We start from the raw sequence: 12,048 nt of genomic DNA, 5'->3' as shown, positions 1-12,048 counted from the left end.
CTCATCGAAGCCGACCCGCAGGCCGCGGTGGACCCGGCCGGTGACGTGCTGCCGGAGCTGATCCGGCGCGCGATCGCCGTCAAGGCTGAGGTGGTCGCCGCGGACGAGAAGGAATCGGAGCTGCGGGAAATCCTCAACTACGGCCACACGTTGGGGCACGCGATCGAGCGCCGCGAGCGCTACCAGTGGCGGCACGGCGCCGCCGTGTCGGTGGGGCTGGTGTTCGCCGCGGAGCTGGGCCGGCTCGCCGGCCGGCTCGACGACGCCACCGCGCTGCGGCACCGCACCATCCTGTCGTCGCTGGGCCTGCCGGTCAGCTACGACGCCGACGCGCTGCCGCAGCTGCTGGAATACATGGCGGGGGACAAGAAGTCGCGGGCGGGTGTGCTGCGATTCGTGGTCCTCGACGGGCTGGCCAAACCCGGCCGGCTCGAGGGGCCCGACCCGGGCCTGCTGGTGACCGCCTACTCGGGGCTCAGCGGCTGATGGCCGGCACCGTCAACGTGCTCAACGGCCCCAACCTGGGCCGGCTGGGCCGGCGCGAGCCGCACGTCTACGGCGACACCACCCACGAGCAACTCGCGGAGCTCATCGAGACCGAGGCCGCCGCGCTCGGCCTGAAAGCCGTGGTGCGGCAAAGCGACAGCGAGGCTCAGCTGCTGGAGTGGATCCACGCGGCCGCCGACGCGCGGGAACCGGTGATCCTCAACGCCGGCGGGCTCACCCACACCTCGGTGGCGCTGCGCGACGCCTGCGCGGAGTTGAGCGCGCCGCTGATCGAGGTGCACATCTCCAACGTGCATGCGCGCGAAGAGTTTCGGCGGCATTCCTACCTGAGCCCGGTGGCGACCGGGGTGATCGTCGGGCTGGGCATCCAGGGCTACCTGCTCGCTTTGCGGTACCTGGCCGCGCCCGAGGGCGCCTAACCCTTTTTAGGAGTCCTTCTTTTCCGAGTCCGTGTGCTCCGCGCCCTTGTGCTCGGCGTCCCTTTTCTCGGCGACCTTCTCGCTGCCCGGCTGCTCGAGCCCCTGGGTGTGGATCACCTCGGTCTTCGGGTCGTCGCCGGCGGTGGCGAACGACTCCGTGGGGGCGCCCCACGCGCCGGTCGGCAGCGACTCCGTGGGTGACTCGCGCTCGGCCTCGCGGCCGGGCTCGCGCTCCGCGGTGGCCACCGCCGACGTCCGCTCCTGGGCATGGGCCTGGGTGCCCTGCGTCGGGATCTCGCCCGTGGGGGCGTCGTCGGCGCGGACCGCGGAGAACACGTCGGTGTCGGCCCGGTCGTCGTCCCCGCCGCCCTGACGGCGCGGCGGGGGATTGCGGTCCACCCGCCACCGGCCGACGGTCACGCCGATGATGCCGGGCAGGAACACGCACAGGGCGGTGAACGCCGCGAACGTCGTCACCTCGTTGAGCAGGCCGCCGGTGTAGAGCCCGGAGTAGACGATCGCGATCAGCCAGCACACCAGGCCGCTGAGGAAGCCCGCCGCCAGGCCGGCCAGCAGCCAGGTCATCGCCAGGTCACCGCGGCGGTCCGGGTCCGGGTTGGCCTTGGCGTCCGCCCGGCCGTCCAGGACGCCCCACACCGCCACGCCGATGATGAACACCAGCAGCAGCGTCGCGCTGAACAGCAGGGCCTGCGTCTGCCACGCGTTGATGAGCGCGCCTTGGAACAATCGGATCACGACCATCGCCGCCGCGTACACCAGTCCGCGCAGCATCCAGTTACTCATGGGCCCAAAGCGTAGCGAGTACCGTCAAGACCCGTGACACATTCACAGCGTCGAGACAAGCTCAAAGCGCACCTTGGGGCCGCCGGCCTGGACGCGTTGCTGGTCACGGACCTGGTCAACGTCCGCTACCTGTCGGGATTCACCGGCTCCAACGGCGCGTTGCTGGTGTTCGCCGACGACCGCGGCGACGTGTTGGCCACCGACGGCCGCTACCGCACCCAGGCCGCCGAGCAGGCCGAGGGATTGCGGATCGACATCGAGCGGGCGCTGGGGCGCCACCTGGTGGGCCGGGCCGCCGATGGCGGGGTCGCCACGTTGGGCTTCGAGAGCAACGTCGTGACCGTCGACGGCTACGACGCGCTCACCGCCGCGCTCGGTGAGCGCACGGCCGCCACCGAGCTGGTCCGCGCCGCCGGCACCGTCGAGGCGCTGCGCGAGGTCAAGGACGCCGGCGAGGTCGCGTTGCTGCGGCTGGCCTGCGAGGCGGCCGACGCGGCGCTGTCCGACCTGGTGGCTGGCGGCGGGCTGCGGCCGGGCCGCACCGAACGCGAGGTCAGCCGGGAGCTGGAGTCGCTGATGCTCGACCACGGCGCCGACGCGATCTCGTTCGAAACCATCGTGGCCGCCGGCCCGAACTCGGCGATCCCGCATCATCGGCCCTCCGACGCCGTGCTGGCGCATGGCGACTTCGTCAAGATCGACTTCGGCGCGCTGGTCGGCGGCTATCACTCGGACATGACCCGCACGTTCGTCCTCGGCCAGGCCGCGGACTGGCAGCTGGAGATTTACGCGTTGGTCGCCGAGGCGCAGCGGGCCGGGCGCGAGGCGCTCACCGCCGGCGCCGGGCTGCGCGACGTCGACGGCGCGGCCCGCCAGGTGATCGTCGACGCGGGCTACGGCGAGCAGTTCAGCCACGGGCTGGGACATGGGGTCGGCCTGCAGATCCACGAGGCCCCCGGCATCGGCGCCACCGCCACCGGGACGCTGCTGGGTGACTCGGTGGTGACCGTCGAGCCGGGCGTCTACCTGCCCGGACGCGGCGGTGTGCGCATCGAGGACACCCTGGTGGTGCCCGCCGCCGGCGCCGAGGCGGACGGGCAAACCCCGGAGTTGCTGACCAAGTTCCCCAAGGAGCTGGCCGTTCTGGCCTAGCGGGCGCCGGTGCGCGGAGCGCGGCTAACCGACCGGGGTAGAGTCGGGGGGCGTGACTGGGGTGGGACGCGGCTTGGCGCGCCTGCGGGATTTCCGCTGGGACATGTACGCGCAGCCGCTGCGCGAGGTGCGGCTGGAAGTCGAGATCGTCTACGTCGCGATCCACGTGCCCTTCGGCGGCGGCAAGACGCTCAACCTGCCGGTGCTCACCATGATCAAGCCGGCGCCCCTGCCCGCCGAGCAAGCCGAGGCCCGCGGCAAGCGCGACCACGCCTGACGGCCGCGCTTTAAACTGGCCGACAAGTTCCATTCGACAGGCGCGGCCTGTCCAACGTGCGAGGAGAGACACCGAACCGTGGCAAGCACTGCCGATTTCAAGAACGGACTGGTCCTGAACATCGACGGCCAACTCTGGCAGATCGTCGAGTTCCAGCACGTCAAGCCCGGTAAGGGGCCGGCGTTCGTGCGGACCAAGCTGAAGAACGTGCTGTCCGGCAAGGTCGTCGACAAGACTTACAACGCCGGGGTGAAGGTGGAGACCGCCACGGTCGACCGCCGCGACACCACCTACCTGTACCGCGACGGCTCGGACTTCGTGTTCATGGACAGCCAGGACTACGAGCAGCACCCCCTGCCGGAATCGCTGGTGGGCGACGCGGCGCGGTTCCTGCTGGAGGGCCTGCCGGTGCAGGTGGCGTTCCACAACGGCGCGCCGCTCTACATGGAGCTGCCGGTGTCGGTCGAGATCGAGGTCACCCACACCGAGCCGGGCCTGCAGGGCGACCGGTCCAGCGCGGGCACCAAGCCCGCCACGCTGGAGACGGGCGCCGAGATCCAGGTGCCGCTGTTCATCAACACCGGAGACAAGCTGAAGGTCGACTCCCGCGACGGCAGCTACCTGGGACGTGTCAACGCGTGAGCCGGCCCGCGCGGCATGTGAAGGGGCGGCATCAAGCCCGCAAGCGCGCGGTTGACCTGCTGTTCGAGGCGGAGGCCCGCGGGCTGAGCCCGGCCGAGGTCGTCGACGTCCGCAGCGCCCTGGCCGAGACCAACCCCGACGTGTCGGCGCTGCAGCCCTACACGGCCGTCGTCGCCCGCGGCGTCGGCGAGCACGCCGCCCACATCGACGAGCTGATCAGTTCGCACCTGCAGGGCTGGACGCTGGACCGGCTGCCCGCCGTGGACCGGGCGATCCTGCGCGTCGCGGTGTGGGAGCTGTTGCACGCCGACGACGTGCCGGAGCCGGTCGCCGTCGACGAGGCGGTCCAGCTGGCCAAGGAGCTGTCCACCGACGAGTCGCCGGGCTTCGTCAACGGCGTGCTGGGCCACGTGATGTTGGTGACGCCGCAGATCCGCGCCGCCGCCGCGGCGGTCCGCGGTGACGATCCCCCGTCATGAGCCGGTTGGAGCTGCGCGCCCTGCTGGCGGCCTGCCTGGCCGCCGCGGTGGTGCTCGGCGCCGTGGTGTGCGCCGCCTACGGGCTGGCCGTCGTGGCCGCGGCGCTGGCCATCTACGCGCTCGGGGTGGGCGCCTACCTCTACCACTGCGTCGAGCGGGTGGTCCTGGCCCGCCGCATCAGCACGGTCCGCTCGGCGGCCAAGCCGCTGCAGCCGCTCCTGCCGGTGATGGCGGCCATCATGGGGCTCACCCAGGGCGTGGTGCGCTCGCTGAGCGACGTCACCGAGCTGCCCGCGCGCCGGTGGGAGCTGCCGGTGCCGCGGTGGCTGGGCGGTGCCCGGGCGAACCGGGTTATTGCTGAGCGAAACGATCCCGGCCGCCCCGGCGGCGCGCCACAATGACGGCACGGACCGCCCCGCCGGATCCGGAGAAGGTGACGAGATGACCCGAGACACTGCCCGGCCCCGGCGACTGCGGGTATCCGCGCTCGCTGCGGTCGCCAACCCCTCGTACACCCGCGTCGACACGTGGAACCTGCTCGACGACGCGTGCCGCCACCTGCGTGACGTCGACCTCGCCGGCCTGGACAAGACGCACGACCTCGGGCGGGTGAAGCGGTTGATGGACCGCATCGGCGCCTACGAGCGCTACTGGCTGTACCCCGGCGCCCGCAACTTGGAGACGTTTCGCGCCCACCTGGACAGCCTGTCCACGGTGCGGCTCAGCGAGGAGGTTTCCCTGGCGGTGCGCCTGCTGTCCGAGTACGGCGACCGCGCGGGCCTGTTCGACACCTCGGCGCCGCTGGCCGACCAGGAACTGGTGGCCCGGGCCAAGCATCAGCAGTTCTACACCGTGGTGCTCGCCGACGACGCCCCGACGACCTCGCCCGACAGCCTCGCCGAGTGCCTGCGGGCGCTGCGCGACCAGTCCGACGACGTGCAGTACGAGCTGCTGGTGGTGCCGAGCATCGAGGACGCGATCACCGCGGTGGCGCTCAACGGAGAGATCCAGGCCGCCATCATCCGCGACGACGTCCCCTTGCGGTCCCGTGACCGGGTGCCCCTGATGAACACGCTGCTGGGCACCGCCGAGGACGACGTGTTGTCCAGCGAGGCGCAGGACTGGATCGAGGCCGCCGAGTGGATCCGGGAGCTGCGGCCGCACATCGACCGCTACCTGCTGACCGACGAGTCGATCGCCGCGGAGACCGAGGACGAACCCGACGTCTACGACCGCACGTTCTACCGGCTCAACGACGTCACCGACCTCAACAGCACCGTCCTCGCGGGCCTTCGAAACCGTTACGCCACACCGTTTTTCGACGCACTGCGCGCCTACGCCGCGGCCCCGGTGGGCCAGTTCCACGCGCTTCCGGTCGCGCGGGGCGCCAGCATCTTCAACTCCAAGTCGCTGCACGACATGGGCGAGTTCTACGGCCGCAACATCTTCATGGCCGAGACGTCCACCACCTCCGGAGGCCTGGACTCGCTGCTGGATCCGCACGGCAACATCAAGAAGGCGATGGACAAGGCGGCCATCACCTGGAACGCCCGGCGCACCTACTTCGTCACCAACGGCACCTCGACCGCCAACAAGATCGTCGTGCAGGCGCTGACCCGCCCCGGCGACATCGTGCTGATCGACCGCAACTGCCACAAGTCGCACCACTACGGGCTGGTGCTGGCCGGCGCCTACCCGCTGTACCTGGACGCCTACCCGCTGCCGCAGTACGCGATCTACGGGGCGGTGTCCCTGCAGACCATCAAGAAGACGCTGCTGGACCTCAAGGCCGCCGGGCAGCTGGACCGGGTGCGCATGCTGCTGCTCACCAACTGCACCTTCGACGGCGTGGTCTACAACCCGCGGCGGGTGATGGAGGAGGTGTTGGCGATCAAGCCCGACATCTGCTTCCTGTGGGACGAAGCGTGGTACGCGTTCGCGACCGCGGTGCCGTGGGCGCGCCAGCGCACCGCGATGGTGTCCGCCGAGGGGCTGGAGCAGATGCTGGCGTCCCCGGAATACGCCGAGGAATACCAGCAGTGGGCCGCGTCGATGGAGGGCGTGGACCCCTCGCAGTGGGTGGAGTGCCGGCTGCTGCCCGACCCGGCCCGCGCGCGGGTGCGGGTGTACGCCACCCACTCCACGCACAAGTCGCTGTCGGCGCTGCGGCAGGCGTCCATGATCCACGTGCGCGACCAGGATTTCCGGGCGCTCACCCGCGACGCGTTCGGGGAGGCGTTCCTCACGCACACGTCGACCTCACCGAACCAGCAACTGCTGGCATCGCTGGACCTGGCCCGCCGGCAGGTCGACATCGAGGGCTTCGAGCTGGTCCGCAACACCTACAACATGGCGCTGGTCTTCCGGCACCGGGTGCGACGAGACCGGTTGATCAGCAAGTGGTTTCGCATCCTCGACGAGTCCGACCTGGTGCCCGACGAGTTCCGGGCGTCCTGCGTCAGCTCGTATCGCGAGGTGCGGCAGGGCGCGTTGGCCGAGTGGAACGAGGCCTGGCGCTCCGACCAGTTCGTGCTCGATGCCACCCGCGTGACCCTGTTCGTCGGCAAGACCGGGATGAACGGCTACGACTTCCGCGAGAAGATCCTGATGGACCGGTTCGGCATCCAGATCAACAAGACATCGATCAACAGCGTGCTGCTGATCTTCACGATCGGGGTGACCTGGTCGAGCGTGCACTACCTGCTGGACGTGTTGCGCCGCATCGCCACCGACTTCGACCGCAGCGACGCCATCAGCGGCAAGGAGGACCGCGCCCTGCAGCGGCGCCGCGTCGAGGAGATCACCGAGGACCTGCCGCACCTGCCGGACTTCAGCGAATTCGACGACGCGTTCCGGCCCGTCGACGAGTGCAACTTCGGCGACATGCGGTCGGCCTTCTACGCCGGCTACGAGGAATCCGACCGCGAGCACGTGCTGATCGGGCAGGCCGGCCGGCGGCTGGCCGAGGGCAAAACCCTGGTGTCGACCACGTTCGTGGTGCCTTATCCGCCCGGTTTCCCGGTGCTGGTGCCCGGGCAGGTGGTGTCCAAGGAGATCGTCTACTTCCTGGCCCAGCTCGACGTCAAGGAGATCCACGGCTACAACCCGGATCTGGGGCTGTCGGTGTTCACCGAGGCCGCGTTGAGCCGCATGGAGGCGCAGCGCAACGCGGCGCTGGCCGCGGTGGGCTCGGCCTACGCGCCGTTCGAGTTGCCGGCGGACGCGTCGGGGATGAACGGTGACCGCACCGTCTCGGCGGCCGAGGGCGGCTGAGGGTTTGGCCTAGGCCCGCCCGAGTCCGCTGCGCAGGCCGCGCGCGATCTCGTCGTGGCGCGCCACGCTGCCGGGCGGAGCCGCCTCGTGGCAATCGCAGGTCAGGGGGCTGAACGCGCTCGACGGGGCGGCCCCGGCGGGTGCGGTCAGCCCCGCCCCGCCCACCGCGACACAGGCCATGAGCACCGCCATGGCTCTGCCGAGCGGGGGGCGGGCCGGCTTGCGCGGCGCTCGCCCGGCGGTCACCGCCGGACCTCGCCAGAGACCGTGTGGCGCAGGGTTTCACACATGACGGTGTCAGCGTAGGTCGACGGCGCTGAGAAGGCGCTGAGAGTCGCTCTACGCTGTCGTCTCGTCGCGCACAATGTGCGGATGTGGTCGTTGCGTCGCCCGCGGCTGGGCATTCCCGCGCGCTCCGCCGCGGTGTCGGCGGCGGTCGTGCTGGCGGCCTTCGCCCTGGCCGGCGCGGTGTTCGTGGCGGTCCTCTACCGGTCGCTGCTGGCCGGCGTCGATGACGCCACCGCCGAGCGGGTTCGCGACATCGCCCAGGCGCTGACCTCGGGGTCGATCGAGGACATCGACAGCGCGGTGTTTATCACCGACCAACGCGTCGTCGCGATCCAGGTGATCGCGCCCGACGGCACGGTGGTCAAGCGGGCGGGTTCGGCGCCCCCCGTCCCACTGGTTCCGGTCAGCGCCTTCGGCGACGCCCTGCGCCGCGGTTTGCCGGACGACGCGGTGCGCAACGATGACATGAGGGTCAGCGGACAACGGGTGCCGACCGCCCAGGGCGCCTACACGATCCTGGTCGGTGGCGGCAGCGAGGCGGTCGAGGCGACCGCGCGCACGGTCGCGCTGCTCTTGGCTTGTGGCGCACCGGTTATCGTGACGGTGGCCGCGACGGCGGCCTTCTGGCTGGTGCGCCGGTCGCTGCAATCGGTGGACGCGATCCGTGCCAGGGTGGCCGAGATCTCGACGTCTGATCTCGCCGAACGGGTGCCGGTGCCGGACACTTCCGACGAAATCGCGGCGCTGGCGGTCACGATGAACGAGATGCTCTCGCGCATCGAGGCCGGCCACGCCGCTCAGCGGCGGTTCCTGGGCGACGCCTCGCACGAATTGCGAAGCCCGTTGTCCACCATCATCTCCGGACTCGAAGTCGCTGAGGCCCACCCGGAGTTGCTGGACGCAGATCTGGCGGTCAACACGTTACTTCCGGAGGCGCACCGCATGCGGATGTTGATCGAGGACCTGTTGCTGCTGGCGCGCGCCGACGAACGGGGCCTGGTCCGGTGCAAGCGCGACGTGGCCCTCGACGACCTGGCCGAGGCCGAAGCGGTCCGGGCCCGCCGGCAGGCCGGCTGCGCCGTGCACACCGATATCCACCCGGTGCGCATCACCGGTGACGCGGCCGCCTTGGCCAGGATGATCCGCAACCTCGTGGACAACGCGGTCCGCCACGCACATTCGTGTGTCAGCATCGGCGCCGGGGTGCGCGACGGGACGGCCGTCATCACCGTCGCCGACGACGGGCCGGGCATCGCCGCGTCGGATCGGCACCGCATCTTCGAACGCTTCGTCCGGCTGGATTCGGATCGGGCCCGCAGCGGCGGGGGAGCCGGCCTCGGCCTGGCCATCGTCGCCGAGATCGCCGCCGCGCACGCAGGCACCGTCACCGTCCACGACCGGCCGGGTGGGGGAACGGTGCTGGAGGTGGTCCTGCCTCACACCCTCAGCCGGTAGCCGACTCCGCGAATCGTCTCGATGGTGTCCGTGCCGAAGGGCACGTCGATCTTGCGGCGCAGGTATCCGACGTACACCTCGACCACGTTGTCGGGGCCCTGGTGATTCGCGTCCCAGACGTTGCGCAGGATATCGGCTTTCGTGACCACCGTGTCCTTGTGGCGCATCAGGAATTCGAGCAGCTGATACTCCCGGGGGGTCAGGGTGATCGGCGTCGAATCGCGCCGCACTGCGTGGCGGGCGGGATCCAGTGACAGGGTGCCCGCGGTCAACACCACCGGCCGCTCGGGCGCGCCCCGGCGCACCAGGGCGCGCAGGCGCGCCACCAGCACCCGGAAGGAAAAGGGCTTGGTCAGGTAGTCGTCGGCGCCCAGATCGAACGCGTCGGTCTCGTCGTACTCGCCGTCCTTGGCCGTCAGCATCAGCACGGGCGTCCACACGTTACGGGCGCGCAGCTGGCGCAGCACCTCGTAGCCGCTGGCGCCGGGCAGCATGATGTCGAGGATCACGACGTCGAACCTGTTCTCGACGGCCTCGCGGAGCCCCTCGGGGCCGGTGCCGACGGTCACGACAACGAGGCCCTCGGCCTTCAACCCCCTGGCCAACGTCGTCGCCAGGCGGGTCTCGTCCTCGACGAGCAGCACCCTCATGCCGTCACGCTACTTCGTGGCCGGGATGGCCTCCCGGCCGTTGCGGCAGGGCGACGATGAGGGCGGCGATGACGGCCGCGAGCACCAGGGAGGCCAGCGGGCGGCTCCACGCCAGCCCACCGTCCGAAACCGGCTTGTCGATGAAGTCGCCGACGGTGGCCCCGAGCGGTCTGGTCAGGATGAAGGCCACCCAGAACAGCGCGACGCGCGACACCCCGGTCCACAGATACAAGCCGACGACCACCGCCAGCGCCGCCGTGAACACCAAAGCGCCCCGCTCGTAACCGAATCCGCGCGTGTCGGCGAGCCAGTCGCCCAGCGCGGTGCCCAGCGTCTGCGAAAAGGTGATGGTGATCCAGTAGAAGGCCTCGACCCTCGGTGTCGAGACCGTGTCAACCGACACCGAGCCCTGCGACCAGCGCCACACCGCCAGGCTGGCCAGCAAGCAGCCCAACAGCACCAACGAGCCACCCGTGTAACCGATTCCGAGCGACCGGTCGGCGAAATCGGCCAGGGCCGTGCCGAACGTCGTCGAGGCCACGATCGTCGCCCAATACAGCGGCGCGCGAAAGGCTTTGGCGGACACTTGAGCCGCTACCAAGGCCACTAACGCCGCACCGAACACGGCCACTCCGGCCTGATATCCCCAGCCGAGCGTCATCGTGACGGTATCGCCGCCCGTTTCGCCCAACGTGGTCGCCAAGATCTTGATCACCCAGAACCCCAGAGTGACGGCCGGGACCTTGGTCAGCACCGTTCCTGCTTACAACACTGCCGCTGAGAAATCGCTGAGATCAAGGCGAACTGTGGCCTGTCTGATAGGAACTTAGGAAAAGCATTAGTAATCAACGTCTTTCGCCGACGCGGCACCAAGTCGTGCCACCATCAAAGACATGTCCGAAAGTACCGGTCCGGCAGGCCAACTCGGCGCCGGCGCGCGCTGGTCCATCATGATCGTGTCGCTGGGCATCACGGCCAGCTCGTTCCTGTTCATCGGCGGCGTCGCCTTTCTGATCCCGGCATTCGAGGCCCGCCGCGGCATTTCGCTGACGGCGGCCAGCTTGCTGTCGTCGATGCCCAGCTGGGGCATGGTGGTCACGCTGGTCGGCTGGGGTTACGTGCTGGACCGGGTCGGTGAGCGGTTCGTCCTGACGGTCGGCTCGGCGCTCACCGCTGCCGCGGCGTACGGCGCCGCCTCGTCGCACTCGCTGGTGCTGATCGGGGTCTATCTGTTTCTCGGCGGAATGGCCGCCGCCAGTTGCAACAGCGCCGGCGGCCGGCTCGTGTCGGCGTGGTTCCCGCCGGAGCGGCGCGGACTGGCGATGGGAATTCGCCAAACGGCCCAACCATTGGGAATCGCGCTGGGAGCGTTCATGTTACCGGAGCTGTCCGAGCGCGGACCGCGGGCCGGATTGATGTTCCTGGCGGTGCTGTGCGCCGTGGCCGCGGTGGCCGGCGCGCTCGGGATCGTGGACCCACCACGCAAGCCGCGCCACGAGGCCGGCGAACGCGAACTCGCCAGCCCGTACCGGGGGTCGTCGATGCTGTGCCGGATTCACGCGGTGGCCGCGCTGCTGATGGTGCCCCAGACGGTCACCGCCACGTTCATGCTCGTGTGGCTGATGCATCACCACGGTTGGTCGGCGGCGTCCGCCGGTGCGCTGGTGACGATTACCCAACTGCTGGGTGCCGTGGGTCGCATCCTCGTCGGGCGCTGGTCCGATCGCGTCGGCTCGCGTCTGCGACCGGTCCGCGCGATCGCCGTGGCGGCCGCCGCGACGTTGCTGCTGCTCGCCCTTACCGACGGCGGGATTCTCGACGTGCCGCTCATGGTCGCCCTATCGGTGATCGCCGTCCTCGACAATGGGCTGGAAGCCACCGCGATCACCGAACACGCCGGCCCGTTCTGGAGTGGGCGCGCGCTGGGCCTGCAGAACACCGGCCAGCGGCTCACCGCCGCGGCGGGGCCGCCGGTGGTCGGCGCGACGATCATGGCGGCCGGGTATCCGGCGGCATGGGCGCTGTGCGCGCCCACTCCAGAACGGGCCGGCGTGTTCGGTGATCGCGGTGGCTTCCAGCCCATTGTCGAGGACGGCGATCAC

Annotated in this window: 13 protein-coding genes and 1 pseudogene; 10 read left to right on the top strand and 4 right to left on the bottom strand. The window is 70.2% G+C overall.

Annotated elements, in window-relative coordinates; all coding sequences use genetic code 11:
• Positions 1 to 486 (top strand): annotated as a pseudogene (locus A5714_RS24835) (3-dehydroquinate synthase); the annotation flags it as partial.
• Complete coding sequence (gene aroQ / locus A5714_RS24830) at positions 486 to 926, top strand: type II 3-dehydroquinate dehydratase (RefSeq protein WP_068064724.1); 441 nt, start codon at positions 486 to 488, stop codon at positions 924 to 926. The pseudogene A5714_RS24835 and the gene aroQ, both read left to right, overlap by 1 nt.
• A 6-nt stretch (positions 927 to 932) precedes the next feature.
• Here the strand turns inward: aroQ and A5714_RS24825 are convergent, their stop codons facing one another.
• Positions 933 to 1,730, bottom strand: a complete 798-nt coding sequence (locus A5714_RS24825) for a B-4DMT family transporter (RefSeq protein WP_197513921.1) — start codon at positions 1,728 to 1,730, stop codon at positions 933 to 935.
• Positions 1,731 to 1,763: 33 nt separating this feature from the next.
• Here A5714_RS24825 and A5714_RS24820 point away from each other — a divergent pair, with 33 nt between their 5' ends.
• From A5714_RS24820 to A5714_RS24795, 6 genes are all read left to right on the top strand, one after another.
• Positions 1,764 to 2,882 (top strand): Xaa-Pro peptidase family protein, encoded by a 1,119-nt coding sequence (locus A5714_RS24820; protein WP_068064726.1) that lies wholly within the window; start codon positions 1,764 to 1,766, stop codon positions 2,880 to 2,882.
• Between the two features lie 52 nt (positions 2,883 to 2,934).
• Entirely contained in the window at positions 2,935 to 3,159 is a 225-nt protein-coding gene (locus A5714_RS24815; RefSeq protein WP_068064729.1) for a hypothetical protein, read from the top strand.
• A 78-nt stretch (positions 3,160 to 3,237) separates the two neighbouring features.
• Positions 3,238 to 3,801 carry an elongation factor P gene (gene efp, locus A5714_RS24810; RefSeq protein WP_068289919.1) on the top strand — a complete coding sequence of 188 codons (564 nt, stop codon included), beginning with the start codon at positions 3,238 to 3,240 and terminating at the stop codon, positions 3,799 to 3,801.
• Positions 3,798 to 4,280: a transcription antitermination factor NusB gene (nusB, locus tag A5714_RS24805; RefSeq protein ID WP_068289917.1), complete on the top strand. Its 483-nt coding sequence runs from the start codon at positions 3,798 to 3,800 to the stop codon at positions 4,278 to 4,280. The genes efp and nusB overlap by 4 nt, the downstream gene beginning before the upstream one ends.
• Positions 4,277 to 4,681: an antitermination protein NusB gene (locus A5714_RS24800; RefSeq protein WP_068064738.1), complete on the top strand. Its 405-nt coding sequence runs from the start codon at positions 4,277 to 4,279 to the stop codon at positions 4,679 to 4,681. The genes nusB and A5714_RS24800 overlap by 4 nt, the downstream gene beginning before the upstream one ends.
• A gap of 40 nt (positions 4,682 to 4,721) precedes the next feature.
• Complete coding sequence (locus A5714_RS24795; protein WP_068289921.1) at positions 4,722 to 7,553, top strand: aminotransferase class I/II-fold pyridoxal phosphate-dependent enzyme; 2,832 nt, start codon at positions 4,722 to 4,724, stop codon at positions 7,551 to 7,553.
• 9 nt (positions 7,554 to 7,562) lie between these two features.
• Here the strand turns inward: A5714_RS24795 and A5714_RS24790 are convergent, their stop codons facing one another.
• On the bottom strand, positions 7,563 to 7,799 hold the full coding sequence (locus tag A5714_RS24790; protein ID WP_156747493.1) for a hypothetical protein: 237 nt from the start codon (positions 7,797 to 7,799) through the stop codon (positions 7,563 to 7,565).
• A gap of 126 nt (positions 7,800 to 7,925) precedes the next feature.
• Between A5714_RS24790 and A5714_RS24785 the strand changes: the two genes are divergently transcribed.
• A complete protein-coding gene (locus tag A5714_RS24785; protein ID WP_068289915.1) occupies positions 7,926 to 9,296 on the top strand; it encodes an ATP-binding protein in 1,371 nt (456 codons plus the stop codon).
• Here A5714_RS24785 and A5714_RS24780 read toward each other — a convergent pair.
• Both A5714_RS24780 and A5714_RS24775 read right to left on the bottom strand, forming a co-directional pair.
• Positions 9,278 to 9,946, bottom strand: coding sequence for a response regulator transcription factor (locus A5714_RS24780; RefSeq protein ID WP_068289913.1), 669 nt, complete (start codon positions 9,944 to 9,946; stop codon positions 9,278 to 9,280). The genes A5714_RS24785 and A5714_RS24780 overlap by 19 nt on opposite strands.
• 4 nt (positions 9,947 to 9,950) lie before the next feature.
• Positions 9,951 to 10,700 (bottom strand): hypothetical protein, encoded by a 750-nt coding sequence (locus tag A5714_RS24775; RefSeq protein ID WP_068289910.1) that lies wholly within the window; start codon positions 10,698 to 10,700, stop codon positions 9,951 to 9,953.
• Positions 10,701 to 10,839: 139 nt separating this feature from the next.
• Between A5714_RS24775 and A5714_RS24770 the strand changes: the two genes are divergently transcribed.
• Positions 10,840 to 12,048 (top strand): MFS transporter (locus A5714_RS24770; RefSeq protein ID WP_156747492.1); only part of this gene is annotated, 1,209 nt, incomplete at its 3' end.

It is taken from the genome of Mycobacterium sp. E2462 (assembly GCF_001672685.1).
Classification (GTDB): domain Bacteria; phylum Actinomycetota; class Actinomycetes; order Mycobacteriales; family Mycobacteriaceae; genus Mycobacterium.
The sequence above is the reverse complement of the archived record's forward strand: the minus strand, read 5'-3'. Positions and strand labels throughout refer to the sequence as shown.